This window comes from Marinobacter orientalis (genome assembly GCF_004792665.1).
GTDB lineage: Bacteria > Pseudomonadota > Gammaproteobacteria > Pseudomonadales > Oleiphilaceae > Marinobacter > Marinobacter orientalis.
Genome location: NZ_SRZX01000001.1, coordinates 506,341 through 531,433, shown reverse-complemented (window position 1 = coordinate 531,433; position 25,093 = coordinate 506,341). Strand labels below are relative to the sequence as shown.

20 protein-coding genes are annotated in these 25,093 nt (G+C 58.1%); 12 read left to right on the top strand and 8 right to left on the bottom strand.

The window, feature by feature from the left end; genetic code table 11:
* Nucleotides 1–9: 9 nt before the first annotated feature.
* Complete coding sequence (gene aceF / locus DIT72_RS02585; protein ID WP_135953633.1) at nt 10–1,731, top strand: dihydrolipoyllysine-residue acetyltransferase; 1,722 nt, start codon at nt 10–12, stop codon at nt 1,729–1,731.
* Between the two features lie 262 nt (nt 1,732–1,993).
* On the opposite strand, the gene DIT72_RS02580 is transcribed toward aceF, so the two are convergent.
* Nucleotides 1,994–3,142 (bottom strand): DcaP family trimeric outer membrane transporter, encoded by a 1,149-nt coding sequence (locus DIT72_RS02580; protein ID WP_135953632.1) that lies wholly within the window; start codon nt 3,140–3,142, stop codon nt 1,994–1,996.
* A 209-nt stretch (nt 3,143–3,351) separates the two neighbouring features.
* Between DIT72_RS02580 and DIT72_RS02575 the strand changes: the two genes are divergently transcribed.
* The 6 genes from DIT72_RS02575 to astB are packed head-to-tail and all read left to right on the top strand — an operon-like array spanning nt 3,352 to nt 11,030.
* Nucleotides 3,352–4,803 (top strand): exonuclease domain-containing protein, encoded by a 1,452-nt coding sequence (locus DIT72_RS02575; RefSeq protein ID WP_135953631.1) that lies wholly within the window; start codon nt 3,352–3,354, stop codon nt 4,801–4,803.
* 48 nt (nt 4,804–4,851) lie between these two features.
* Nucleotides 4,852–6,069, top strand: coding sequence for an aspartate aminotransferase family protein (locus DIT72_RS02570; protein WP_135953630.1), 1,218 nt, complete (start codon nt 4,852–4,854; stop codon nt 6,067–6,069).
* Nucleotides 6,070–6,104: 35 nt separating this feature from the next.
* Nucleotides 6,105–7,121, top strand: a complete 1,017-nt coding sequence (locus DIT72_RS02565) for an arginine N-succinyltransferase (RefSeq protein WP_135953629.1) — start codon at nt 6,105–6,107, stop codon at nt 7,119–7,121.
* A gap of 28 nt (nt 7,122–7,149) precedes the next feature.
* Entirely contained in the window at nt 7,150–8,196 is a 1,047-nt protein-coding gene (astA, locus tag DIT72_RS02560; protein WP_135953628.1) for an arginine N-succinyltransferase, read from the top strand.
* Between the two features lie 5 nt (nt 8,197–8,201).
* Complete coding sequence (astD, locus tag DIT72_RS02555; RefSeq protein WP_135953627.1) at nt 8,202–9,677, top strand: succinylglutamate-semialdehyde dehydrogenase; 1,476 nt, start codon at nt 8,202–8,204, stop codon at nt 9,675–9,677.
* Nucleotides 9,678–9,689: 12 nt separating this feature from the next.
* A complete protein-coding gene (gene astB, locus DIT72_RS02550) occupies nt 9,690–11,030 on the top strand; it encodes an N-succinylarginine dihydrolase (protein WP_135953626.1) in 1,341 nt (446 codons plus the stop codon).
* Between the two features lie 304 nt (nt 11,031–11,334).
* Here the strand turns inward: astB and DIT72_RS02545 are convergent, their stop codons facing one another.
* Nucleotides 11,335–11,976: a TetR/AcrR family transcriptional regulator gene (locus tag DIT72_RS02545; protein ID WP_135953625.1), complete on the bottom strand. Its 642-nt coding sequence runs from the start codon at nt 11,974–11,976 to the stop codon at nt 11,335–11,337.
* Between the two features lie 164 nt (nt 11,977–12,140).
* Between DIT72_RS02545 and DIT72_RS02540 the strand changes: the two genes are divergently transcribed.
* Nucleotides 12,141–13,220: an efflux RND transporter periplasmic adaptor subunit gene (locus DIT72_RS02540; RefSeq protein ID WP_135953624.1), complete on the top strand. Its 1,080-nt coding sequence runs from the start codon at nt 12,141–12,143 to the stop codon at nt 13,218–13,220.
* Nucleotides 13,220–16,249: an efflux RND transporter permease subunit gene (locus tag DIT72_RS02535; protein WP_135953623.1), complete on the top strand. Its 3,030-nt coding sequence runs from the start codon at nt 13,220–13,222 to the stop codon at nt 16,247–16,249. The genes DIT72_RS02540 and DIT72_RS02535 overlap by 1 nt, the downstream gene beginning before the upstream one ends.
* A gap of 14 nt (nt 16,250–16,263) precedes the next feature.
* Here DIT72_RS02535 and astE read toward each other — a convergent pair whose 3' ends face one another.
* The 6 genes from astE to DIT72_RS02505 all read right to left on the bottom strand — a co-directional run bounded on the left by astE (nt 16,264) and on the right by DIT72_RS02505 (nt 21,345).
* Entirely contained in the window at nt 16,264–17,310 is a 1,047-nt protein-coding gene (astE, locus tag DIT72_RS02530) for a succinylglutamate desuccinylase (RefSeq protein ID WP_135953622.1), read from the bottom strand.
* Between the two features lie 34 nt (nt 17,311–17,344).
* Entirely contained in the window at nt 17,345–18,067 is a 723-nt protein-coding gene (locus DIT72_RS02525; protein ID WP_135953621.1) for an ABC transporter permease, read from the bottom strand.
* Between the two features lie 3 nt (nt 18,068–18,070).
* Nucleotides 18,071–18,775 carry an ABC transporter permease gene (locus DIT72_RS02520; RefSeq protein ID WP_135953620.1) on the bottom strand — a complete coding sequence of 235 codons (705 nt, stop codon included), beginning with the start codon at nt 18,773–18,775 and terminating at the stop codon, nt 18,071–18,073.
* A 51-nt stretch (nt 18,776–18,826) separates the two neighbouring features.
* Complete coding sequence (locus DIT72_RS02515) at nt 18,827–19,579, bottom strand: transporter substrate-binding domain-containing protein (RefSeq protein WP_135953619.1); 753 nt, start codon at nt 19,577–19,579, stop codon at nt 18,827–18,829.
* 87 nt (nt 19,580–19,666) lie between these two features.
* Nucleotides 19,667–20,437 (bottom strand): ABC transporter ATP-binding protein, encoded by a 771-nt coding sequence (locus tag DIT72_RS02510; RefSeq protein ID WP_135953618.1) that lies wholly within the window; start codon nt 20,435–20,437, stop codon nt 19,667–19,669.
* A gap of 158 nt (nt 20,438–20,595) precedes the next feature.
* A complete protein-coding gene (locus tag DIT72_RS02505) occupies nt 20,596–21,345 on the bottom strand; it encodes an FCD domain-containing protein (protein WP_135953617.1) in 750 nt (249 codons plus the stop codon).
* Nucleotides 21,346–21,714: 369 nt separating this feature from the next.
* Between DIT72_RS02505 and dctP the strand changes: the two genes are divergently transcribed.
* The 3 genes from dctP to DIT72_RS02490 all read left to right on the top strand — a co-directional run bounded on the left by dctP (nt 21,715) and on the right by DIT72_RS02490 (nt 25,079).
* Nucleotides 21,715–22,740 (top strand): TRAP transporter substrate-binding protein DctP, encoded by a 1,026-nt coding sequence (dctP, locus tag DIT72_RS02500; protein WP_407657965.1) that lies wholly within the window; start codon nt 21,715–21,717, stop codon nt 22,738–22,740.
* 102 nt (nt 22,741–22,842) lie between these two features.
* The gene (locus DIT72_RS02495; RefSeq protein WP_135953615.1) at nt 22,843–23,547 is read left to right on the top strand and encodes a TRAP transporter small permease subunit; all 705 of its coding nucleotides are present in this window, start codon (nt 22,843–22,845) and stop codon (nt 23,545–23,547) included.
* A complete protein-coding gene (locus DIT72_RS02490; RefSeq protein WP_135953614.1) occupies nt 23,544–25,079 on the top strand; it encodes a TRAP transporter large permease in 1,536 nt (511 codons plus the stop codon). The genes DIT72_RS02495 and DIT72_RS02490 overlap by 4 nt, the downstream gene beginning before the upstream one ends.
* Nucleotides 25,080–25,093: the final 14 nt, after the last annotated feature.

The window sequence follows — 25,093 nt, the reverse complement described above, 5'->3', positions numbered from 1 at the left end:
GAGACCGCCATGAGTGAGCAGGAAATCAAGGTTCCGGATCTCGGCGGTGCAGACGAGGTTGAAGTTATAGAAATCCTCGTCAGCAAGGGGGATTCGGTTGAGGAAGAAGATCCGATACTGACGGTAGAGTCCGACAAGGCGTCGGTTGAGCTGCCCTCGCCCGGTGCCGGCAAGATCACCAAAATCACCGTCAAGGTGGGTGACAGGGTCAAGGAAGGCGATGTTGTTGGCATGATGGAAGCCGGCAGCGACGCTGGTGGTTCTGGTGAGGATAAGGAATCGGGTGAAGAAGCCGGCTCCGGCAAGGACGAAAAGGCTGAAGCCGGCTCTGAAGGCCAGGCGGAAACGAAGACTGAAGAAAAGTCCGGAGAAAAGTCCGAAAAGAAAAAGTCGTCACCAAAGAAGTCCGGGGGTTCCCGCAAGGAAACCGTGAAGGTGCCTGCACTGGACGGCTTCGAGGATGTGCCCGTCATCGAAATCAATGTCAGCGAGGGTGATGAGGTGGCCGTGGATGACGCGCTGGTCACCGTGGAGTCCGACAAGGCCACCATGGAGATCCCGTCTCCCTACGCCGGCAAGATTGGCAAGGTCCTGGTGTCCGAGGGCGACAAGATTTCAGAAGGCAACGACCTGGTTGAAATGACCGTTGTGGAAGAGGGTGGAGAAGGCGGAGAAAGCGACGAGGAAGAAGCCTCTTCAGAATCTGCAGAGCCTTCCGGCGACGAAAAACAGGAAGGCAGGGCGGAATCCAAAGGCAAGAGTGAAGAGCCAAAGCCTGCGCAGCCGTCAGCAACCTACGAGCCGCCAACACCGGGCGCCAAGGTTCACGCAGGCCCGGCGGTGCGCAAACTGGCCCGCGAATTCGGCGCCGATCTCACTCGCATCAAGGGTTCCGGCCCCAAAAACCGTATTCTTAAGGACGACGTTCAGGCCTATGTGAAGAGCCAGCTGCAGCAGACGCAGCAGGGCAGCACGGTAGCCGGTGGCGGTGGCTCCGGGATTCCCGGTGTCAAACTGCCGGACTTCAGCCAGTTTGGTGAGGTAGAGCGTGAATCCATGTCGCGCATGATGTTTGCCACGGCCAACAACATGCAGCGCAGCTGGCTGAACGTACCCCACGTCACCCAGTTCGAGGATGCGGACATCACCGATATGGAAGACTTCCGCAAGTCGCAGAAAGCGGCCGGCGAGAAGAAGGGTGTCAAGATGACACCGCTGCCGTTCCTGTTGAAGGCCTGTGCCACAGCGCTGGCGGAGTTGCCGCAGTTCAATGTGTCGCTGGATATGGAGCGCAAGGAAGTGGTCCGCAAGCAATACATTCATATCGGAATTGCGGTGGATACCCCCAACGGGCTGATGGTTCCGGTGATCAGGGATGTGGACAAGAAGGGGCTGTGGGAGCTTGCCGCGGAAAGTGCGGAACTGGCCCAGAAGGCCCGGGACAAACAGCTGAAGCCGGCGGAAATGCAGGGCGCCTGTTTTACCATCACCAGTCTGGGTGGTATCGGGGGCACGGCGTTTACGCCGATCGTGAATACGCCGGAGGTGGCGATTCTTGGTGTGTCCAAGGCGGCAATGAAGCCGGTCTGGGACGGCAAGAGTTTCCAGCCGCGGTTATTGCTGCCGCTGTCGCTGTCCTATGATCACCGGGCGGTGAACGGGGCGGATGCTGCCCGGTTTACTTCGGTGCTGAGTCAGTTGTTGGGGGATATTCGCTCTCTTCTTCTTTGACGTTTGGTGGTTGGCCGCTCTGTAGCCTGCGGGTTAAGGGGCGGTCGCGAGGCCGGTAAGGTTCTTCAGAACACGCCCGTGGATACGTCCCTGTAGGGCTCGGTCGCGCCATCCCTGGCGCTCCACGGTTCTGAACAACCTTGCCGGCCTCGCTTTTCCTTTCAGAGCAGGGCGCAGAAGGAACGGAGATAGTTTTTATTGGCTGCAAACAAAAACCCCGGCCGGAGCCGGGGGTTTTTGTGAGCTAACTTCTAAAAAGAGTTTAGAAGCTGTACTGAGCTGCGAACATTACGCGGTTTGCGTCTGTGGATTCGCCTCCATAGGTTTCCTGATCCAGGTAGCCGTATTCAACGCCCAACATCACGTTTTGGACCGGGGTCCACATGTAGTTCAGCAGAACGTTCTGGTTGGTCTCTGGTGTTGTATTGGAGACCGCGCCTGCGTCGAACGCATCATCCAGATCCAGAGTGGTCATGCCGTAGCCAAGGTTGATGCTCCTGCCGCCGCCCAATGCCATGGAGACGCCAAGGGAGCCACCATAGCCGGTGATGGTTTCGAGGCTGTCGCCCTCTACATAAGCGCTAGGTCCGTAGTAGTTGCTGCCGGAGCGCCACAGATAGCCGTTGGCGCCGTCAGTGAAGTTGATTGCACCCTGAACAGAGAACATGTCGCTCAGCTTGAACTTCGCTGCACCAAAGGCGGCAAAGCCAATTGCGCTATCATCATTGGTGCCGTCATCTACTGTTACCTGGCTGGCCAGGACTGCTGCGGAATAAGACAGAGCGTCTGCAGAATCCTGCAGTCGGGCAGTAAATGCCGGTGCGGATACGCGGCGATCACCGCCGAGGACGGGTTGATCAGGATCAAGGATACCTTGCGCACTCGGGTCCTCGAGAGAGAAAGACATTGGCCCAGTGGTGTAGCGAATCTGCTCGGCCCGATCCTGGCTTCCAGCAGTGCCTGCCAGGCTGTCGAAATCGAGAGTCGGAGTATTACCCACGAAGCTCAGGTAGTTGGACCAGTTGCGACCCATCATCCAGCCGTTATACTCGCCGTAGGCGTGACGCATACGCAGGCTGCCCGGGCCACTGCCGGAACCACGGAAGTCACCTTCTACAGTGATTGCCACGCCGGAAGCATGCTTGGCTTTGAAGCCCACGCGGGTTTGCTGTACGTCAGCCCCGAAGTGTCCTGTAACGTCTTCGTTCGCCGGAGTAAATGAACCTGCACGAGTTGACACTGCGCGATCGCCGTCAATGTCGTAACTCATATTCAGTCGAGCGTAACCATAAAGGCTGGCATCTATGTCATCACCAACGTTCAGGTTGACAGCGCCCGCTTGTGAGGCAACACCCATTACTGCCGCTGCTGCCGTCGCACGAACTGCCATTCTTAACTTATTGCTTTGCATCTTTGTTGTCTCCACACTTATTTTTGTTGGACCCATTTCAAAGTAGTTACAAAGCCATGACATTTCAAATAATTTTTTGCATTAATTAGACGAATGTCTATACAACGAAATCCTGAGGTTAGGGGAACTTTTTAAGACTTGTGTTTATTCGTCTTACCGTGTAAGGAGAGACCTCTGTTGCGACTTCCCGCAAGCTGTAAACCATTGCCATGACAAAACCTGCCCGATTTCTTGACTCTGCCACCTTTGCCTTTCTCGACATTGAGACGACAGGCGGCAATGCTTCTCACGACCGGATCACCGAGATCGGCATCCGTTTCTGGCGTGCCGGACAGGTGGTGGGTGAGTGGCAGACCCTGATCAATCCACAAACGCGCATTTCGCCTTTTATCCAGAGCCTGACCGGCATTTCCGATGCCATGGTGGCGCAGGCACCGCTGTTTGAGGATATATCTGCAGAGCTGGAATCACAGCTTGAAGACACCATTTTTGTGGCGCACAACGCCCGCTTTGATTATGGCTTTATCAAGGCCGAGTTCCGGCGTCTGGGGTTACTGTTTTCCGCGAAAGTGCTTTGTACCGTCAAGCTTTCGCGCAAGCTCTATTCCGGTTTCCGGCGCCACAACATGGATGCCCTGATCGAGCGCCACGGGCTTGGACAGGTCCAGCGGCACCGGGCCATGGGTGATGTGTCTGCCATGCTGGCCTTTTTCGAGCATGCGCTGGCTGAAAAGGGCGGGCATTCCATGGAAGCCGCGGTTCGCGATCTGTTGCAGCGGCCGAGCATACCCTCCAATTTGCCGACAGATGTGCTGCATGGCCTCCCACATGGGCCGGGGGTTTACCGGTTCTATGGCGAAAACGATGTTCTTCTCTATGTAGGTAAAAGTACTGACATTGCCCAGCGCGTGGCCTCCCACTTCTCCGGCGACCACAATTCCAGCCGTGGCATCCGCATGTCGGAGAGCCTGCGGCGGGTGGACTGGACAGAAACCGCTGGCGAGCTGGGCGCGTTGCTGCTTGAATTGAAGCAGATCAAGGAGTTGAGCCCACTGTTCAATCGCCGCTCCCGGGCTGCCAAGAATCTGGTGAGCATCGAGCTGGTGGAAAATGCGGACGGTTACCTGCAGGCACGGCTGGCCCGTGAAATCGAGCCTCACCGGCTGGGGGACTATTTCGGGCTGTTCCGTAGCAAGAAGGACGCGGAAAGGGCTCTCAGCGGCATTGCCGCGAAAAATGATCTTTGCAACAAGCTGCTGGCGCTGGAGCCGGAGCACCCGGGCCCCTGTTTCCAGCGCACGCTTGGCCGTTGCCGGGGCGCCTGTGATGGCGGCGAGGATGTGGTGAAGTACAACCTGCGGGTGCAGATTGCGTTCCATGGCCTGCGCCTGAAAACCTGGCCCTGGCGGGGACCGGTGGCGGTGTTCGAGCACAATGCCGCAACCGGCAGAACCGACATTCTGGTGGTGTATAACTGGATGCACGTAGCCACCTTGCACAATGAGGATGAGTTGCCGGATTTATCACTTCGGGGTCAGGCTGTTAAATTTGACCTGGATTCCTACAAACTGGTGGTCAAGGCCCTGATGGGTCAGGATGGGCGTTCGCTGAAGGTGGTCGAGCTGGGTGCGATCGGCCAGCCGGATGTGCACATGCCCTGAGTGGCGTATGATAAAAAGACCGTTTCATGTTTTTGCTGAGAGAAACCGATGAACAGAGATCCCGTCAGCCGTGAATTATTCGATGAGGTAATGGTCCCCAACTACGCGCCGGGATCGGTGATTCCCGTGAAAGGGCAGGGCTCACACGTGTGGGACCAGGATGGGAAGGAGTATATCGATCTGGCGGGTGGTATTGCGGTGACCTGCCTGGGGCACTCCCACCCTGGCCTGGTGAGTGCTCTGATGGATCAGGCCGAGAAGATCTGGCACCTGTCCAACGTAATGACCAACGAGCCGGCCCTGCGTCTGGCCAGGACCCTGTGTGATCTCACCTTCGCGGAACGGGTGTTTTTCGCCAACTCCGGCGGTGAGGCCAACGAGGCTGCCTTCAAACTGGCCCGTCGCTACGGCTGGGAGCATTTCGGCCCGCAAAAGAACGAAATCATTGCCTTCAGGAATGCCTTCCACGGCCGCACCCTGTTCACCGTCAGCGTGGGTGGCCAGCCCAAGTATCTGGAAGGTTTTGAGCCGGCGCCGGGCGGTATTCACCACGCCGACTTCAATGACCTGGAATCGGTGAAAAAACTGATCTCCAAAGAGCGAACCTGCGCCGTGGTGGTAGAGCCCATCCAGGGTGAAGGCGGCGTAATGCCTGGCGATGCAGAGTTCCTGAAGGGATTGCGCCAGCTCTGTGACGACAACGACGCCCTGCTGGTGTTTGACGAAGTCCAGTCCGGTGTTGGCCGCACCGGCCATCTTTATGCCTACCAGATGTATGGGGTAACGCCGGATATTCTCTCTACGGCCAAGGGCCTTGGCGGGGGCTTCCCGGTCGCGGCCATGCTGACGACGGAAAAGGTTGCTGAAAGCCTGGGCGTTGGCACTCACGGTAGTACCTACGGCGGTAACGCGCTGGCTTGCGCCGTTGCCCAGCGGGTGATCGATACGGTCAGCCAGCCGGACATCCTCAAGGGTGTGGCTGTCCGTTCCGAGCGGTTGCGCAAGGGCATGATGGATATCGGTGAGCGCTACGGCATTTTCAGTGAAGTTCGTGGCTCCGGCCTGCTGCTGGGTTGCGTGTTGACCGAAGAGTGGAAGGGCAAGGCGAAGGAATTTCTCAATGCCGGCCTGGCCGAAGGGGTGATGGTGCTGATCGCCGGCCCCGACGTTATCCGGCTGGCGCCATCGCTGATTATTCCCGAGCCGGATCTTGATGAGGCCCTGGCGCGGTTTGAAGCTGCCGTGGAAAAAGTTTGTGGCAAATAGCCAATCACCAACGACACTGAACAGGGGAGCCGCCTATGTGGCTGGTACGTCCGGCTCAGCCGGGTGACCTGAAGGACATACTCGACATCGCCGGCGGGCAGGGCCCCCGGATGTCATCCACGCTGCCAAAAAAAGAGGACGCACTGTCCGCCAAAATCGAACAGTCCGCCCGTTCCTTTGCCGGCCGCAACAACGCCGGTGAATCCACACGGTTGCTGTTTGTGCTTGAAGATACCGGCACCGGCAAGGTCCAGGGCGTATCCGGTATCGATGCGCGCGCGGGTAACGGGCAACCTTTCTACAATTACCGCCAGGACGCGCTTATCCATGCCTCCCATGAGCTGGGGGTTTCGCGGCGGGTGGAAGTTCTGTACCCGTCCCATGCGCTGACAGACAATACCCTGCTGTGCTCGTTTGCGATCAGACCGGCATTGCGCGGTACCGATGCCTTCGAATTGCTGTCCCGCGCCCGGATGCTGTTCATCGCCGCTCACCGGGAGCTTTTCACCGATCATATTGTGGTGGAAATACAGGGCGTGCAGACGGAAACCGGGGAGGTGCCTTTCTGGGACAGTCTGGGCCGGCATTTTTTCAACATGGATTTTGAAACCGCGGACCAGTATTCCAGCGTGCTGAGCAAAACCTTCATCGCCGAACTCATGCCGCCCAATCCGATCTACGTCACCCTGCTGAGCAAGGCGGCCCGGGAAGCACTGGGCCAGCCCCACCAGCAAACACAGGCAACCTTCGAGCTGCTGCAGCATGAAGGGTTTCACCGTGGTTGCTACCTGGATATTTTCGATGCCGGCCCGGTGCTGGAAGCCCGTACTGACACTCTCAAATCTGTTGTTACCAGTCATCCGAAAACCTTGCATGCCGCCAATACCGATGAGGGTGAGCTGTGCCTGATCTCCGCTGGTGAAGGGGAGCATTTTCGCAGCACATTGACCACACTGACCGAAAGCCTCGGCGACGAGATAAAGGTGCCGGTGAAAACCTGGACGTGTCTGGGCAAAAGCTCCGGAGACGAAGTAAGGATTACAGCGTTATGAACAGGGTGATCGCACGAAGGAGGCCGGCATGTTGTTGATCCGACCACTACAGGAAAACGATCTGGATGCCCTGTATGCCATGGCGCAGGGGGCTGGCAAGGGCCTGACCACACTGCCGGCAGACCGGGAGTCGCTGCAGAAAAAGATCGATCACGCGCGGGAGACGTTTAACCAGCGCTGTGCACCGGAAGCCGGGCTGTACCTGTTTGCCCTGGAAGACACCGAGCTTGGTTATTGTGTGGGTATCAGCGGTATACAGGCCCGGGTGGGGCTGGACGAAGTGTTCTACAATTACCGCCTCAGCGTTACCGTGAACGCCTCCCGCGAGCTGGGCGTGCATGTGCGTACGCCGACGCTGCACCTGTCCAACGACATGACCGATACCACCGAGATCTGTTCACTGCTGTTATCGGATTCCCACCGGGGTGGCGGTACCGGCCTTCTGCTGTCGCGCTGCCGGTTTATGTATCTGGATGACTTCCGCAAGCATTTTTCCGCGAAAGTGTTCGCCGAAATGCGCGGTGTATCCGACGAGAATGGCCATAGCCCCCTGTGGGATGCCCTTGGCAGCAAGTTCTTCGACATGGAATTCAGTGAAGCGGATGTGCTTTCAGGACTGGGCAACAAGTCGTTCATCGCCGAACTGATGCCAAAGTATCCCATTTACCTGCCGATGCTGCCCGATGCGGCCCGCGCGGTGATCGGCCGGGTACACAACAACACTGCGCCGGCGCTGAAAATGCTGCGGGCAGAAGGGTTCAACTTTAATGGCATGGTGGATATCTTTGACGGTGGCCCGGTGCTGGAGGCATTCATTCACAACATCCGCACCGTGCGCGAAGGCATTAACCGCCACGTTATGATCAGTAAAAAGCCGCTGGACACGAACGTGCCGGCAGAAGAGCAGGTGATGATATCCAACCGTTCTTTCCGCGACTTTCGGGTAACCACCATACCGGCTGCGTGTATCCGGCCCGATACTGTCAATATACCGGCCGAGGTGGCGGAAGCACTGGAGGTGGAATCCGGCGACCTGGTGCGGCTGGCCCCTTTAAAAGAAACTGGAAGGAGGTAATGGAAATGGCAAAGCTGACAGGCCAACTGTTTATTGATGGGCTCTGGCTGGAAGGTCACGGGGAACCGTTTGAATCCCTTCAGCCAGTTACCGGCGAGACGGTCTGGGACGGCATTGGCGGTAGCGTTGAAGATGTGGATGCGGCGGTGCGAGAGGCCCGTAATGCATTCGTTGACTGGCGCAAGCGCCCGTTCAGTGAGCGCCAGACGCTGGTGGAGAAATTCGGCAGACTGCTGGAGGACCACAAGGAAGAGCTGGCACAACTGATCGGACTGGAAACGGGGAAACCCCTTTGGGAGTCCCGCACTGAAGTGGACGCAATGATTGGCAAGATCGGAATATCCGTCAGTGCCTACCACGACCGCACCGGACATTCCGAATCTGACGTTGGTGGCGGTCACGCCGTGCTGCGGCATCGCCCCCATGGGGTGGTGGCGGTGTTCGGCCCGTACAACTTCCCGGGCCATCTGCCCAATGGCCACATTGTTCCCGCTCTGCTCGCGGGTAACACGGTGGTGTTCAAACCCAGCGAGCTGACCCCTGGTGTCGGCGAGAGGATCGTCAAGTTATGGGAGAAGGCGGGCCTTCCGGCCGGGGTGATCAATCTGGTTCAGGGCGCGGCAGCGGCCGGTAAATCCCTGTCGTCGCACCCGGGGCTGGACGGCCTGTTCTTCACCGGCAGTTCCACGGTCGGGCATCTGTTGCACAAGCAGTTTGGCGGCCAGCCCGAGAAAATCCTGGCTCTTGAAATGGGCGGCAACAACCCGCTGATCGTGCAGAACGTCCACGATCTGGATGGCGCCGTCCATCATGCGCTGCAGTCTGCGTTTCTGTCTGCCGGTCAACGCTGCACCTGTGCCCGCCGTCTGCTGGTACCCAAGGGTGCCAAGGGCGACCGGTTCCTGGAACGCTTCACCGAGGTGGTCAGCCGCATAAAAGTGGGTGAGTTCGATGCGGACCCGCAACCGTTCATGGGCTCGCTGATCTCGGCGGAGGCGGCCGACAAGCTGCTATCCGACCAGAGGTGCCTGCAGCAGCGGGGCGGGCAGTCGCTGCTGGAAATGAAACGGTTGAAGGAAGGCACCGGTTTGCTGTCGCCGGGCATCATAGATGTCACCGGCATGGACCTGGTGGACGAGGAGTTCTTCGGTCCCCTGCTGACGGTGTACCGCTACAAGAGCTTTGACGAGGCTCTGGAGCTCGCTAACAACACCCGTTACGGACTGTCTGCCGGCATCCTGACTGATGATCACAAACTCTATGAACGACTGACGGAAGAAGTGCGTGCCGGTATCGTGAACTGGAACCGGCCGTTGACCGGTGCCAGCAGTGCGGCGCCGTTCGGGGGTGTTGGCGCCAGTGGTAACCATCGTCCCAGTGCTTATTACGCTGCCGATTACTGCGCCTGGCCCATGGCCTCACTGGAAGCGAAGAAGAGTGAAGTGCCGGATAGCCTTGCCCCAGGATTAAATTTCGACTGACGGGACCGAGACATGGCCAAGCACGCGGTAGAAGCCAACTTTGATGGCCTGGTCGGGCCCAGTCATAACTACGCCGGGCTCTCATGGGGTAACGTGGCCTCCAGGTCCAACGTTCGCGCGGTCTCCAATCCCAGGGAAGCGGCTTTGCAGGGGCTGGCCAAGATGAAACGGCTGGCTGACCGGGGTTATGTTCAGGGTGTCCTGCCACCCCATGAACGCCCCCATGTCGCTACCTTGCGTGCACTGGGTTTCGATGGCTCCGATAGCGATGTGCTGCGGGCCGCTGCCGAACAGAGCCCCGCCATTCTGGCGGCGGTGTCGTCGGCATCCGCCATGTGGACGGCCAATGCCGCCACTGTGTCGCCGAGTGCAGACACCTCCGATAGCCGTGTGCACTTCACTCCGGCCAACCTGAGCGCCAAGTTCCATCGTTCCATTGAACATGCCGTTACCGGCCGGGCCCTGAAAGCCATTTTCACGGATGAGTCCCGCTTCGCCCATCACCCGGCGCTGCCCTCAGTCAGCCAGTTCGGTGATGAGGGTGCGGCTAACCACACCCGTCTGTGTGGCGGCTACGGCGAGCCGGGTGTGGAACTGTTCGTCTATGGCAAAGTTGCCTTCAACGAACAGGCACCGGCTCCCAGGCTCTACCCCGCCCGCCAGACCCTGGAAGCCTCACAGGCTGTTGCCCGGCTGCATGGTCTGAAGGACAGCCGCGCGGTGTTTGCCCAGCAGAATCCGGAAGCCATTGATGCCGGCGTCTTCCATAACGATGTTATCGCGGTGGGCAACGGCAACACCCTGTTCTATCACGAACTGGCGTTTCTGGACGAAGAACAGGTTCTGGCCGACATCCGCTCCCGCCTGACCGGTGCAGAACTGGAAGCGGTGCGTGTCAGCAGTGATCAGGTGCCACTGGAAGATGCGGTGGCTTCCTATCTGTTTAACAGCCAGTTACTGAACACACCGGACGGCATGATGCTGGCAGTGCCGGGGGAGTGCCGCGAAATCGCGTCGGTCAGCGGTTATCTCGATGAACTGGTTGCGAATGCCGGGCCCATTACCTCGGTGGAAGTGTTCGACGTCAAACAGTCCATGCGCAACGGCGGTGGGCCGGCGTGTCTCCGGTTGCGGGTGGTGCTGGATGATGACGAACTCAAGGCCATGCATCATGGTGTGTTGCTCAATGATGCGCTTTACGAGCGGCTGACGACGTGGGTCGAGGCGCATTACCGGGAGGAACTGTCACAGGAGGATCTTGGGGACCCGATGCTGCTTGAGGAGGTTCGCAAGGCACTGGATGAGTTGACGGGGATTCTGGGGCTTGGGTCTGTGTATGACTTTCAGCTTTGAGCTTCGGTCTGTCTTCGGTGGTGATGCCTTTATTTGTCGGATTACGCCTTTGGCTAATCCGACCTACGGTTTGAATCCGGTGGCTGACTGGTAACCTCTCAGCGTAGGTCGGATTAGCCAAAGGCGTAATCCGACAGCGGTTTGAATCGGGCGCCTGACTGGTAACGTCTCCGCGTAGGTCGGATTAGCGAAGCGTAATCCGACAGCTTTCAGCGGCGATGGCAAAATATCGGATGTCTCTTCTCTCTGCCTGACCTGCATTTCAAATCAGGCTGTCATCTTTGCTGTTAACGCCAAGCCTCACTCACGAGGCAATAGACGAAGTCAGCATCTCCATGGTGTGACGGATCAGCGACTCGGCAGGAAAGTTTTCCTCCTGGCCGCTTTCGTCCATTTCGCTCTGGCAGAGCATGATTACACCGTGTAGCGCTCCGCGAAGGTACAGTGCTGTTTCCACCGGTTCCTGGATTCGGTCGCGGTTCATGGTGCCGTCTTCCAGGCCCAGGCGAATGGCGCTTACCATCAGGTCCATGGTTTCTGCCTTGCAGCAGAGCATCTCGTTTGCCAGCTCATCGTCCGCCGCTGCCATGGCGGTGGAGGCCGTTGTCAGTGCCGAGAAATAATCCGGCTGATCGCGGTAGAACTGGTAATAGGCCACCCCCATGGCCCTGATCTGCGCCAATCCGGTATCGGCGGTCTCACGGGCTTCCCTGAAGCGGCGGCACAGGCTGTGGCCGGCGCGCAGCATGATGCCGTGCTGGATGGCAGCCTTGTCCCTGAAGTACACGTACAGCAGCGCGCGGCTCAGCGCGGCGGTACGGGCAATGTCATCCATCGACGTGCGTTCGTAGCCCTTCTCCGAAAATGCCAGCTCGGCCGCATCCAGGATGGCGTCATACCTTGCCTGCTTCTCTTTCTCTCTACGGGTTTTTAACGGCTCACTCATAGCGGATTCCGGATTGTTGAGACGGCACTTTCATGATACATGGTCAGGGATATAAGCCGATTATTGACAAATTGTCAAAGAATGACATTATGTCCGTTAATAATTTTTGCCCATCGGACGGGCGATCAACAACACATCATGAACAAGGAAGAGAGGACCTCTCAATGAACGCCAGCCGGTATCGCGCCATCGTCTCTCTCGCGGCTGTTCTGATTCTGTCTGTCAGTGGCTGTAAGTCCAGTGAGCCGGCTTCGGACCAGGGTGCTGCTCCCATTACCGTGCGTGCCGCCGAGGTAACCGGTGGCCAGACCGAGGGCGTGTCGCTGCGCTTCTCGGGTATTGTGCGGGCGGCCCAGCGGGCAACGCTGACGTTTCAGGTCAGTGGCACTCTCCGTGAACGGGCGGTTGAACTGGGGCAGACCGTGAAAACCGGTGACCTGCTGGCACGGGTATACAACCCGGCCCTGGAGCCGGCCCGGGATTCTGCCGCCGCGCGCCTGGAAGAGCTCAGAACCCAGTACGATCAGGCGAAACGGGAGTGGGAGCGCTCCCGCCAGTTGCACGAGCGCGGCGTGGTGTCGGAACAGGGGCTGGAACAATTGGCTTCCCGGCGGGACAGCCTGAAGGCCAGTATGGCAACGGCGGAAGCGTCCCTCGCCGAAGCCACGCGGCTATTGCAGGAAAGTGAGCTGCGAGCGCCATTTGATGGCCGGGTCGAAGCATTGCTGGTCGAGCGGGACGAGTTCGTGGCATCCGGACAGCCAGTGATGCGGCTGTCTTCCCCCGAGGGCCGTGAAGTGGAAGTGCGGGTGCCGGCTTACATGCTCAGCCATGTGTCACTGGGGCAATTGTTACCGGTGTGGTCCGTGCAGGATCGCAACCATCCGCCAGAAACCGGTTCCATCGTGGAAATTGCCCAGTCTGGCGGTGTTCGCGGTGAGCTTCACCCTGTGCTGGTAAGCCTGCCTGCGGATACTCTGGAGCCGGGGGAGCCGGTGGAGGTGGGTATCACACCCCGCGAGACTGTTGCCACGACTGTGCCACTGCTGGCGGTGATGAAATCCAATGGCGGCGCCAGCGTATTTCGTGTCTCCGATGGCACAGTCCGCCGGGTGCCGGTCAACGTTCAGCGGATTATCGGCGAGCGCGTGGTAGTGGATGCCAGCGATCTTACCGCCGGTGACCGGGTGGTCTACGCCGGTATGACCCGGATTGCCGACGGTGATGCGGTGGAGGTGCGCTGATGTCAGTGCGCCTGCTGAACTTCCAGCGTTTGCTGGGCATGGTGGTCACCATGCTATGCCTTCTGGGTATTGCCGCCTACAGCACCATGCCACGCCAGGAAGACCCTTCCTTTCCGTACCGTGCCGGCCTGATTACCATCAACTACCCCGGCGCCAGCGCCGAGGCGGTGGAACGGTTGGTGCTGCAGCCGCTGTCCGACGAACTGCGGCAGGTGGAGGAAGTGGATTTCTCCCAGGCCACTGCCCGCACCGGCGTGGCCGTATTCCGTGTGCGCCTGAACGACAACATCTACGATACCGATTCCGCCTGGGACCGGGTGCGCCAGGCCATGGACCGGGCGCGTCTGGAGTTCCCGGACGATGTCGGCCAGATGGTGCTCGATGATCGCATGATTGATATTCCCGCCATCATCCTGGCGGTCAGTGGTTCCGCGTCGGTAACGGAACTGAGTGATGTGGCGGAGCGGCTCAAGCAGAACCTGTCGGATATTCCCGGTGTGTCGCGCATTGAACTGGACGCGGATGTCGACGAGCAGATTACCCTGGCACTGGATGATGCCGCTATATATCGATTGGGCATTTCGCCGGCGCGAGTGCTGGACACCCTTGCACGACGAAACCAGACCACCCCGGGCGGGTTTATCGTTGCGGATGGACGCCGGCTGTCAGTATTACCCAACAGCGAGTTCACCAGCGTAGAGGCCATACGCGCAACGCCACTTGAATTGCCGGACGGCTCCCAGGTCCCTCTGGCTGCTGTTGCGGACGTGTGGCGCGGCCCGGCCGAGCCCCGGCAACCGGAAGCCTGGTATGACGGCGAGCGTGTAGTACTGGTGTCCATGATCATGGAGGAGGGCACCACCGATGCCATCCGCTTTGGTGAGCGGGTGCGTGAACGATTATCGGTGATTCGCAATGAGTTTGCCCCCTACGAAATCCGAGAGATGTTCTTCCAGCCTGACAAGGTGGAAGAGCGCCTGGACAACCTGGCCTGGAGCCTGGTGTTGTCGGTGATCATTATTGTGGCGGTGGTGTTCACCGGAATGGGTATCCGCATGGGTATTCTGGTGGCATCCATTCTGCCAATGGTGGCGCTGATCAGTATCGGACTCTATGACCTGGGTGGCGGAGTACTGCACCAGATTGCCGTGATCGGCATGGTGATATCCCTGGGCATCCTGATTGATAACGCCATCGTGATTGTGGAGAGCATTCAGGGCTACCTGGATGGTGGCATGCGCAGGCTGGATGCCCTGAAACGATCGGTGAGGGAACTGGCGGGGCCCCTGGGTGCCTCAACGGGCACTACCATAGCGGCGTTTATGCCTTTGCTGTTATCCAAGGGCGGAACGGCGGATTTCACCCGCGGTGTGCCGGTGATGATCATGCTCACCCTGTCGGTCAGTTATCTGCTGGCGATTTCCGCGGTGCCACTGCTGGCGGCCCGTTTTCTCAAACCCCGCAAAGCAGATGCGCGGGAAGACCGGCTGGTTGGTCTGTCCCGGTTCCTGGGAAGCCTGGTCGCACGGCGGCCTGGAACCCTGATTCTCGCAGGTGCGGCGCTGGTGGTATTCAGCCTGTCGCTGACGCCGTTCATGAAACAGCAGTTCTTTCCCAATGCGGATCGCCCCCAGGTAATCGTTGAGCTTTACATGCCCGACGGCACGGACCAGAAGCGCACGGCCACGGTGGCAGCGGATCTGGAGCGAGCTATTCGCACCCGGCCGGAAGCGATCAAGGTACACCGGTTCACCGGTTTCACCGGCCCGAGCTTCTACTACAATCTGCGGAGGGAGCCCCAGGCGCCCAACCGTGGCCGGATCGTGGTATCGACACCCACCCTGGAGGACACTACCGGTCTGGTGCAGTGGATACGGGCGTATGCCCGGCAGGAAATGCCGGAGCTGGAGGTTACCGCAGGCATCCTCGGCCAGGGGCCGCCCCGCGCTGCCCCGGTGGAAATACGGGTGTACCACGCCAGTGATGAAACCCGTGCCCGCGCGGTGGAACAGCTGTTTGCAGCGTTGCGCGGGGTTGAGGGGACTGTGGATGTGCGCCACGACCTGGATATGGGCATTCCCAGTATCGCTATCAATGTAGACGATGCCAGTGCTGCCCGTTTCGGCCTGAACCGGTCTGACGTGGCGCAGAGCCTGTACGGCCAGAGTTTTGGCGTCGTGGCAGAGCAATACCGTCAGGAGGAAGACCCGATTCCGTTGGTGCTGCGCTCCCGTGAAGGCACCAGCCTGTCACTGCCCAGGTTACTGTCAGTGAACATCTACAACGACCAGGGTGATGCGGTACCCCTGTCGGCCATCGCCTCGGTGGAAACCTCCTGGCAGTCCGCCGCCCGCTATCAGCGCAATGGCACGCGGATGAACACGGTCTGGTCCAACCTTCATGCCGGCTACGGTTTCAGCCAGGCTCTGGAAGGGCTGGACTCAGCGCTCGAAGAAAACCCGCTGCCGCCCGGAACGCGGCTGGAAATGGGTGGCGATGCCGAGGGCTCCGGCGATGCCAACAACGCATTGCTGACCACGGCCCCCATCGGGGTGCTGCTGTTACTGTTCTTCCTGTTGATACAGTTCAATTCTTTCCGTCGTGTGGGCATTATTTTGCTGACGGTGCCCCTGGCGGCGGTAGGAATCTTTCCGGGGCTGGTGCTCTCCGGCTCGCCGTTCGGGTTCCAGTCGCTGTTGGGTGTGATTGCGCTGGTGGGGATCGTGGTGAACAACGCCATCGTCCTGCTGGACGTGATGGACCGGCAGCTGGAACAGGGGGACAACATCCGCGATGCAGTTCGCAAGGCTGTGGAGCAACGCACCCGGCCCATTCTGCTGACAACCGGAACCACCGTTGCCGGCCTGCTGCCGCTGGCCTTCTCGAGCTCTACTTTGTGGCCGCCGATGGCATGGGCCATCATTTCAGGGTTGCTGGCTTCCACGGTATTGACACTGCTGGTCGTGCCGTCGGTTTGTACCCGCGTGATCCGTTGCAAGGTAGCTGAGCCGGAGAATGCACCGGCCTGATGGCCATGAAGTGGCTACGTGTGCCCGCGGTGCCGGTGCCTTACCATCAGCCCCACACGCTGGCCCACGGGCACGTTGCGATTGGGGAACACAATGGCCTCGGGCTCATCGCCGACCCTGTAGCAGGTAGCGTCGTCTTCCCATATCACCGTTCCCGGATCATAGATGGTGAAATTTGCGACATCGTCGGGCACATGAAAGCGGAAGCCGGGGCCGGTATTCAGGATCTCATGCACCACTTCAAAGACCGTTATCCTGTTTGACGTCCTGTCAGGCTCTGGTGGCTCATCGCCCTTCATCCGCCGCCTCAGGGCGTTGCTGATGCCGGTGAACTGGCTGAGGTCGTTGTGTCCGAAAGGCCGGGCCTTGCCAAGCTCCACGGTAAAGCTTTCTGCCCCGAGCAAGGTGGAGGAAAATGACGCAAAAGTGGTGCCCTCACGGTGCTGCATCAGCAGGGTGTCTACCTCCGCCTCTACCAGGAAATCAATCTGTGCCCGGGGCACGTCCCGCCCCGCAACAAACGGGTACAGCGCGAATTTCTCCCGCAGGGAAGGACGGATGGCGGTGTGCAGGTCATAGTGGCAGAGGTTGGCAGGATGCTTCGAGGCAAACGCCTGGCAAGCCCGTTCCAGCTCCCAGGCACGCTCTGCTTCGGCAAGCCCCCGGTATTCGGGTTTGCGATGGGCTTCACCGAACAGCCGGTTAAGATTCACCTCAATAAACCGCTCTCCAGCATCCATCGCTGGCGGGTTTCCCAGTATCAACAGCATCGGACAGGCCAGTTGCCAGTTGCCAGCGAGCAGTTCATTCAGCAGGCTATTGAGAACCTCAATGGGCGCGGTTTCATTACCATGAATGCCAGCGGAAACAATCAGTGACTCGTTATCGGGATTGGGACGCCCGGCTGGCGGTTCCAGGTACAGTAACCCCGAATCCTGAAGTTGCAGCCCGGTACCATCAGAAAGTACAACGACTTTCTCCGAGGACGCATGCTCGGCAGTGGACAGGGTGTGAGACAGCCAGTCGCGACCACGGCCAAAAAGCAGTTCCCGAACGTTCATGTGACTCTCCGCTCCCCTCCACCGAAATCAGGATTCAGCCATTCACGGGCCGCTGATGCTGTAACAGATAATTTTCCAGCTTGCGGAATGCAAATACCAGCAGGAACGTTAACGCCATATAGATCAGAGCCACAAAGATGAACGCCTCGAAAGGCGCATAGAAGCGGGAATAGATGTTCCGCGCCGCACCAGTCAGATCCACCAGGGTCACCACACTGGCAATCGCACTGGCATGCAGCATGAAGATCACCTCGTTGGAGTAGGCCTGAACGGCGCGCCTGGCGGCACTGGGCAGAATGATACGGCGCATGCGCAGGGCCCAGCTCATGCCATAGGCCTTGGCCGCCTCGATTTCGCCATGGGGGGTCGCCACAATGGCACCGCGAATGATCTCGGTGGTATAGGCCGCCGTGTTCAGGGTGAAGGCCAGAAGGGCAGGGTAGAAAGCGCCGCGGAAGATCTCCCACCAGAATGTCTGCTGGATACCTTCAATCTGGGCAAGGCCATAGTAAATGATGTACAGCTGGATCAGCAGGGGGGTGCCCCTGAAAACATAGGTATACAGCCACACCGGCGTATTGATCAGCGGGTTTTTCGAGGTGCGCATGATGGCCAGCGGAACCGCCAGTAACAGGCCAAGCACCAGCGACAGGAAAACCAGTTGAACGGTGGTAACCAGCCCACCCCAGTATTCCATGATGGTGGATGCGGTAAAGATGTCGTTCCGGTTGAGCAGTTCAGCGAGAAATTCGGGCATGGTTCAGCTCCCCTGTACCACGCCAACATTGGCGCGTTTGGTAAGCCACTTGATAAACAGCTCGGAAATGGCCGTCAGGCTGAGGTAGACAAACGCCACCGGAATGAAGAAATGGAATGGCATGCGTTCGGCCTTGGCGGCTTCTTCGGCAACGCGCACCATATCCGTCAGGCCAATAATGGACACCAGTGCCGTGGTTTTCAGCAGCACCTGCCAGTTGTTGCCTATGCCGGGCAGGGCATGGCGGAGCATTTGCGGCAATATGATTCTGTGGAATGTGCGCCAGCGGCTGAAGCCATAGGCGCGGGCCGCTTCAATCTGGCCGCGTTCCACGGCCAGGAAAGCGCCGCGAAAGGTTTCTGCCATGTAGGCACCAAAGATCAGGCCAATGGTAAGAACACCGGCGATAAATGGATCAAACTGGAAGAAGAAATCCACGCCATAGGCGTCGTACAGATAATCAGACAGGTTATTAACGGCAACCTGTCCGCCGTAATAAAACAGCAGCATCATCACCAGATCCGGTACGCCGCGGATCAGGGTGGTGTAAGTGGTTGCTATCCCGCTGGCCACACGGCTTTTGGACAATTTGGCAGAGGCGCCAATCAGGCCGAGAGTCAAAGAGAGGGCTAGGGAAAGAAGCGCCAGTTCAATGGTGACCACCGCCCCATCCAGCAAGGCCGGGCCGTAGCCTTTCAAGTCGATCATGGAAGCATCCGGTGAGCAGGGGCAGCCAAAACGGCTGCCCCTGGGCCAGTTTTACATCTTGATGTCGTAATCGAAGTACTTGTTCATGATGGCGTCGTAGGTACCATCGTCCTTCAGGGTGGCGAGGGCTTCGTTTACTTCTTCTGCCAGATCCTCGTCACGCTTGCGCATGGCAACGCCTACACCCTGGCCAAGCTTGACCGGCTCCCCGACTTCCTTGAATCCTTCTTTGCTGAGGATGGTCTGCTCGCCAACCGGGTAGTCCACAAAGACCACATCCAGGCGCTGACCTTCCAGGTCAAGAACCATGTCGTCAGCCGTGGTGTAGCGTTTGATTTTGACGATGCCACCCATCTCTTCGGTTACGTAGGTGTCCATGGTCGTGCCGCGCTGCACGCCAACGGTTTTTCCTTCCATGGCGTCCATGTCGGTTACGTCGGTGTCGAAGCCTTCACGTGCGAACCAGCCGCCCGGGGTGTTGTAATACGGCTCCGAGAAAAGGACCCGCTCCGCACGCTCGGGGGTGATGGACATGGACGACATGATCAGGTCGAACTTGCGCGCCATCAGGCCCGGAATCATGCCGTCCCATGCCTGAATCACAAATTCGCAGTCAGCGTTCATCTCTTCGCACATGGCTTCGGCCAGTTCCACTTCGAAACCGGTCAGCTCGCCGTCGTCATCCTTGTACTCGAAAGGCGCATAGGGGACGTCGAATGCAATGCGAAGATCGCGTTCCTGGGCCTGAGCGACGCCTGCCATCATGGACAGGGCTACGCTTGCTGCAATAATCATTTTTTTCATGAGTCACTTCTCCAGTCGTTATTTGCCTTGTGAGCTTTATTATCGGCAGTGGCCTGCCTTTTTGCTGATTTCAAGATAGCACGCACATCAGAAATTGGGGGCCAGAAACTGCCTCATTCGTTCCGAATCCGGATTGTCGAAGACCTTGTCCGGTGTACCCTGCTCTTCGATGACGCCCTGATGCAGGAACAGGACCTGGGACGATACATCCCGTGCAAAAGACATCTCGTGGGTGACCACGATCATGGTTCTGCCTTCTTCGGCCAGGTTCTGCATGACTCTCAATACTTCGCCCACCAGCTCCGGATCAAGAGCGGAGGTGGGCTCGTCAAACAGCATGACTTCCGGCTCCATGGCCAGTGCCCGGGCGATGGCTGCCCGCTGCTGCTGCCCGCCGGACATCTGGGCAGGGTAGTAGTCCTTGCGCTCATAGATGCCGACTTTGTTGAGATAGGCCTCGGCCCTTTCGATGGCTTCCTTCCTGGGAACTTTGAGGACGTGGATCGGGGCTTCGGTGATGTTTTCAAGAACCGTCATGTGAGACCAGAGATTGAAGCTCTGGAACACCATGGACAGGCGGGCGCGAATCAGCTCAACCTGCTTGTTGTCTGCCGGAATGCGCTCGCCCTTGCGGTTGGTTGTGAACCGGATCGGGTCGCCATGCACAATAATATCGCCGGAAGTGGGCGTTTCCAGCAGGTTGATGCAACGCAGAAACGTACTCTTGCCGGAGCCGGAGCTGCCGATCAAGGATATGACATCACCTTTCTTGGTTTCCAGCGAAATACCCTTGAGTACCTCCAGCTGGTCAAAGGTCTTGCAAATATCCCTGCAGATCAGAGGCGCTGTTTCCGCCATGAATAACTCCTGAGGCTGTCTGAACAAAGGCGCAAGTTTTACGGACAGTGGCCCGGAAAATCAATACCCGCCCGGCGGTGATCCGCGTTCACTGCCGGTCCGTCAATCAATTGTGGATGAATGAATGTTTGACGCAAGTTTTTTGCCGATTATGCGTTTTATGGTGAGGTGCCGATCGACGCCGGACCGTTGAACGGTTCGCGGATAATGGCGGTGCCCTGCTGTTCAATCCCCCGCATTGCATCGCTGACGAAACGCACATGGGACATGGCGATGCGCCTGGCCGCTTCGGGCTTTTTTGCCATCACCGCCTGGTAGATGCGTTTGTGCTGGCGGGAGATCTTGTTGCGCATTTCCTCCCGCGGATTCAGGTTGGCCACCGACGCCTGTACGGTCAGCAACATCAGGTTCTTGAGACCGTTCAGTACGTGTACCAGCACCGGATTGTGGGAAGCCTCCACAATGGCCTGGTGAAAGTTATGGTCTGGCCTGGCATTGGTAAGCGGGTCAGTCTGTTCCAGTGCGGTATAGGCCTTGGTGATGCGATGGAGGTCCAGGGTGGTGGCGCGTTTTGCTGCAAGGTACGCGGCCTGGCCCTCAAGCTGTTCCCGCACTTCCAACAGATCAAACAGCGTTCTCGGGTGGCCCTCAAAAAGCAGCATCAGCGGGCTCTGCGGGTCCAGGTCGTCAGTACGGGGAAACATGCTGGCGACGAACGAGCCCTTGCCATGCCGGGTTTCAATAACACCGCGGCCCTGAAGTTCGTGGAGGGCTTCGCGAATGACCGCCCGGGACACTCCCAATCGTGTTGCCAGTTGCCGCTCAGAGGGTATTTTCTGTTCCGGAGCCAGCCCGCCATCAAGAATAAGGCGTTCCAGCCGGTATGAGATTTCCTGGGAGATTGCCATTTCGATGCCTGTGTATTCTGTGGTCTGACCAGTACTGGTTCTGATTGTTGTCGGTTCATCTGCTACGGATATGGCGCCGGGCCCGTTAAATATGGCTGATTCAGAGTATTTCGTCCATTTTTTGTATTTCAAAAACTGGTATGACCAGTGCCTCTAGTGCTGGACTAAACCGGCAATGGCTACGAGTATCAGGGTAATGCCGGCCTGTGCCGGCGTTGCTATGACGATCATAACAACAAAGTCAACGGAGACGTTTCGATGGATTCCAACAATAACATCCGTAATAAGTGTGATACTGGCGAGGCTCAACCTCGCAGAAGCTTTCTCAAGACCGCGGCTGTAGGTGCGGCCCTCGCAGGCGCCATGCTGATGGGTGCCGGCCAGGCCCAGGCTGCAACTACCTGGAAGATCCAGTCCGTCTGGGACGCGGGCACGGTCGGCTACGACCTGTTCGAGGACTGGTGTAATGGCATGGAAGAGAAATCCGGCGGTGAACTGATTTTCAAGTGTTTCCCTGCCAAGGCTGTTGCCGCAGACAGCAATTCACTGTTCGATTCGGTTCGCAGTGGGGTTCTTCAGGGCATGAACCCGTTCACCCTGTACTGGTCTGGCAAGATTCCTGCGTCAGTGTTCCTGTCTTCCTACCCGGCCGGTCCTGACCAGCCCCACCAGTGGGATATCATGTTCTATTCCCTGGGTATGCTCGAGAAGACCCGGGAAATCTACGAGAAGTTCGGGCTGTTCTACGTTGGCCCCATCCAGCACGATTCAAATATCATTCATTCCAAAGAGCCGGTAAACAGCCTTGATGACCTTAAAGGCCTGAAACTACGGGTTCCCGGTGGCATGGTTGCCGAGGTTTTCCAGGCGTTCGGTGCTTCCACCGTGAGCATGCCGGGTTCTGACATCTTCCCGGCCCTGGAAAAAGGCACCATCGACGCAGCCGACTACGTGGGCCCGGCGGTGAACTGGGAACTGGGCTTCTCCCAGGTGACTGATTACATCCTGTTCGGGCCTCCGGGCGTGATGTCTATCTACCAACCGGTGGACCTGATGGATCTGACCGTGAACCTGCGTGCCTGGAACGCGCTGGATCCGAAACTCCAGCAACTGGTTGAGGATGAAGTACGCATCTATTCCCAGAAGCATTACCTGACCATTCAGAAACGCAACATTGAGGCCATGGAGAAGTTCAAGGAAGCGGGTGATACCGTGAACCGCCTGAGCCAGGAAGATGTGACTGAATGGCGCCGCAAAGCCATTCCGATCTGGTACAAGTGGGCGAACAAGGATGAAGATGCCCGTGCCATCTTTGATATCCAGGTCGAGTACATGATGAACGAGACCGTCGGCTATATTGATGAGTCTGATCTGGAAGGTGTTCCGGGTCGGTAACACCTTGCTGAACCAATAAAAAAAGAAACAGGGGGAAGGTCAGGGACGACTCCGGAAAGGGGTCTCCCGCCTTCCCTGTTTTGTGGCTGAGGAAGTATCAACATGTCTGATCTTGAAGGTTTCGGATTCGTAATGCCGCACTGGTTCTATTGGGGCTGGCTTGCGGTCATGCCGCTGATCATGATGGCCTGGGACAAGTGGAGTAGTGGTCACGGAGGCGAGGCTGCAGAACCGGAATTGACGCCGGGGGAATTGCAGGCGGAAGAGGACGATCCGCTGATCTATCTCCAGTTCGAGGGGAACTGGTTTACCAGAATAGTCGACTGGATTTGCGATAAATCCGGTCTGTTCGTGTCGTTCTGGACAATCAATGCCGTGGTGTTCTATTTCTTTGGAGTGGTCATGCGCTACATCTTCAACATGCCCACCATCTGGGTTCATGAAGCCAGCTTCCTGCTGCTGGGCATGCAGTATATGCTGGCCGGCGCATTTGCCATGCTTCATGGCGCCCATGTAAGGGTGGACGTGATGTACAACCTGCTGCCAGTGCGGGGAAGAATTGGCCTGGACATCTTTACTTCCATGTTCTTCTTCATTTTTGCCCTGATTCTGCTGGTTACCTCCTGGACCTTCTTCCTGGATTCCTATGCCATGGATGAACGCACGGTTGAGACCTGGGGCATCCAGCACTGGCCGGCGAAAGGCATGATGGTGCTGGGGTCAGTTCTTCTCTTACTCGCAGGCATATCCAAGCTGATCAAGGATATTGTCCTGTTTGTCCGTCTTGGCCGGGAGCGCACCGCATGACAACAAATACAACAACCGCGCCGGGCAGTAACCTTGTAGGGAAGCTGAGTACCTGGCTGATGATTATCGCTACAGTGGCAGTGGCATTTGTCATCTGTGTCGAAATGATCAACATTCTTTTCTATGATCCGTGGAGCGACGAGAAATTCCTGTTCAAGCTTTCCGGTAGCCTCTCTGACCTCAAGATCGGGCCTTTGACCTATCTGATGTTCGGTTCCCTCGCCGTGGCCCTGATGATGGGGCTGCCGCTGGCTTTCGTGACCGGTGGTCTGGGTGTGATGTTCATCTACCTGGTGGGCGACGCACTGATGCTGAACCTGGTGCCGGGGCGCATCTTCCCGATGATGACCAACTCTGACCTGGCGGCGATACCGCTGTTTATCTTCATGGCCTCCATGCTTGAGCGCGCGGGCCTGATCGAGGAAATGTTCAGTGTGGTCTACAAGTGGATGGGTGGCCTGAGTGGCGGCCTGGCGACAGCAACCATCCTGGCCTCTACTCTGCTTGCAGCCATGGTGGGTGTTATCGGTGCTGCCGTTGTCACCATGGGCATCATCGCTCTGCCGGCGATGCTCAAGCGCGGTTACGACCAGAAGATCGCACTCGGCTCGATCATGGCAGGCGGTACTCTGGGCATACTGATTCCTCCCTCAATCCTCGCGATTCTCTACGCGGTTGTGGCGCAGCAATCGGTCGGTGAGCTGTATCTCGGCTCGGTAATCCCGGGCCTGATGCTGTCTTCCCTGTACATCGCCTATGTGCTGATCCGCAGCTGGATCAATCCCAAGCTGGGGCCGCCCGTACCGGTGGAAGAGCGGATTTCCCTGAAGGAAAAGCTCCTTCTCACGAAAAACCTGATTGCTCCGCTGATCCTGGTGTTTCTGGTGCTCGGTCTGCTGTTCGGTGGCATCGCAACGCCGGTGGAAGCGGCGGGTATCGGTTCCTTTGGCGCCATTGTGGTGGCCATGATGCACGGCAAGTTCTCTGTTGGCTCGCTGCGGGAAGCATCCGTGACCACGACCAAGGCGTCCGCCATGGTGCTGTGGATCATGTTCGGCGCTTCTGTCTTTGTCGGCTTCTACATCCTGCAGGGTGGCCAGCAATTTGTAACCGATGCCATCCTGGGTACCGGCATGTCGCCTTACGGCATTCTGTTCCTGCTGATGTTCCTGCTGGTGGTTCTGGGCATGTTCCTGGACTGGGTGGGCATTCTGCTGCTGGCAGTTCCCATCTTCATCCCCATTGTCAAAGCGCTGGAGTTCCCGGGGCTGCTGGGCTTTCCGCCGGTGGCAGGTGATGATGTTGTGCTGTGGTTTGGTGTGCTCTATCTGGTCAATATGCAGATGTCGTTCCTCAGCCCGCCATTCGGTTACGCATTGTTCTATCTCCGCGGCGTATGCCCGCCGGAAATATCCATGGGCACGATTTTCAAATCATCCCTGGTGTTCCTGGCTATTCAGGCATTCGGTCTGTTTATGTGTATCCTGATCCCCGGCCTCGTAACCTGGCTGCCAGGACTGGTTTACGGTTAATAAATTCAAGGAGT

Bases quoted from the DNA above. Each gene is read 5' to 3' on its own strand.
- DIT72_RS02565 (WP_135953629.1), top strand. From the start codon at position 6,105: ATGTGGCTGGTACGTCCGGCTCAGCCGGGTGACCTGAAGGACATACTC.
- DIT72_RS02540 (WP_135953624.1), top strand. From the start codon at position 12,141: ATGAACGCCAGCCGGTATCGCGCCATCGTCTCTCTCGCGGCTGTTCTG.
- astD (WP_135953627.1), top strand. From the start codon at position 8,202: ATGGCAAAGCTGACAGGCCAACTGTTTATTGATGGGCTCTGGCTGGAA.
- DIT72_RS02495 (WP_135953615.1), top strand. From the start codon at position 22,843: ATGTCTGATCTTGAAGGTTTCGGATTCGTAATGCCGCACTGGTTCTAT.
- astA (WP_135953628.1), top strand. From the start codon at position 7,150: ATGTTGTTGATCCGACCACTACAGGAAAACGATCTGGATGCCCTGTAT.
- DIT72_RS02515 (WP_135953619.1), bottom strand. From the start codon at position 19,579: ATGAAAAAAATGATTATTGCAGCAAGCGTAGCCCTGTCCATGATGGCA.
- DIT72_RS02535 (WP_135953623.1), top strand. From the start codon at position 13,220: ATGTCAGTGCGCCTGCTGAACTTCCAGCGTTTGCTGGGCATGGTGGTC.
- astE (WP_135953622.1), bottom strand. From the start codon at position 17,310: ATGAACGTTCGGGAACTGCTTTTTGGCCGTGGTCGCGACTGGCTGTCT.
- DIT72_RS02525 (WP_135953621.1), bottom strand. From the start codon at position 18,067: ATGCCCGAATTTCTCGCTGAACTGCTCAACCGGAACGACATCTTTACC.
- DIT72_RS02520 (WP_135953620.1), bottom strand. From the start codon at position 18,775: ATGATCGACTTGAAAGGCTACGGCCCGGCCTTGCTGGATGGGGCGGTG.
- astB (WP_135953626.1), top strand. From the start codon at position 9,690: ATGGCCAAGCACGCGGTAGAAGCCAACTTTGATGGCCTGGTCGGGCCC.
- aceF (WP_135953633.1), top strand. From the start codon at position 10: ATGAGTGAGCAGGAAATCAAGGTTCCGGATCTCGGCGGTGCAGACGAG.
- DIT72_RS02510 (WP_135953618.1), bottom strand. From the start codon at position 20,437: ATGGCGGAAACAGCGCCTCTGATCTGCAGGGATATTTGCAAGACCTTT.
- DIT72_RS02580 (WP_135953632.1), bottom strand. From the start codon at position 3,142: ATGCAAAGCAATAAGTTAAGAATGGCAGTTCGTGCGACGGCAGCAGCG.
- DIT72_RS02545 (WP_135953625.1), bottom strand. From the start codon at position 11,976: ATGAGTGAGCCGTTAAAAACCCGTAGAGAGAAAGAGAAGCAGGCAAGG.
- dctP (WP_407657965.1), top strand. From the start codon at position 21,715: ATGGGTGCCGGCCAGGCCCAGGCTGCAACTACCTGGAAGATCCAGTCC.
- DIT72_RS02490 (WP_135953614.1), top strand. From the start codon at position 23,544: ATGACAACAAATACAACAACCGCGCCGGGCAGTAACCTTGTAGGGAAG.
- DIT72_RS02505 (WP_135953617.1), bottom strand. From the start codon at position 21,345: ATGGCAATCTCCCAGGAAATCTCATACCGGCTGGAACGCCTTATTCTT.
- DIT72_RS02570 (WP_135953630.1), top strand. From the start codon at position 4,852: ATGAACAGAGATCCCGTCAGCCGTGAATTATTCGATGAGGTAATGGTC.
- DIT72_RS02575 (WP_135953631.1), top strand. From the start codon at position 3,352: ATGACAAAACCTGCCCGATTTCTTGACTCTGCCACCTTTGCCTTTCTC.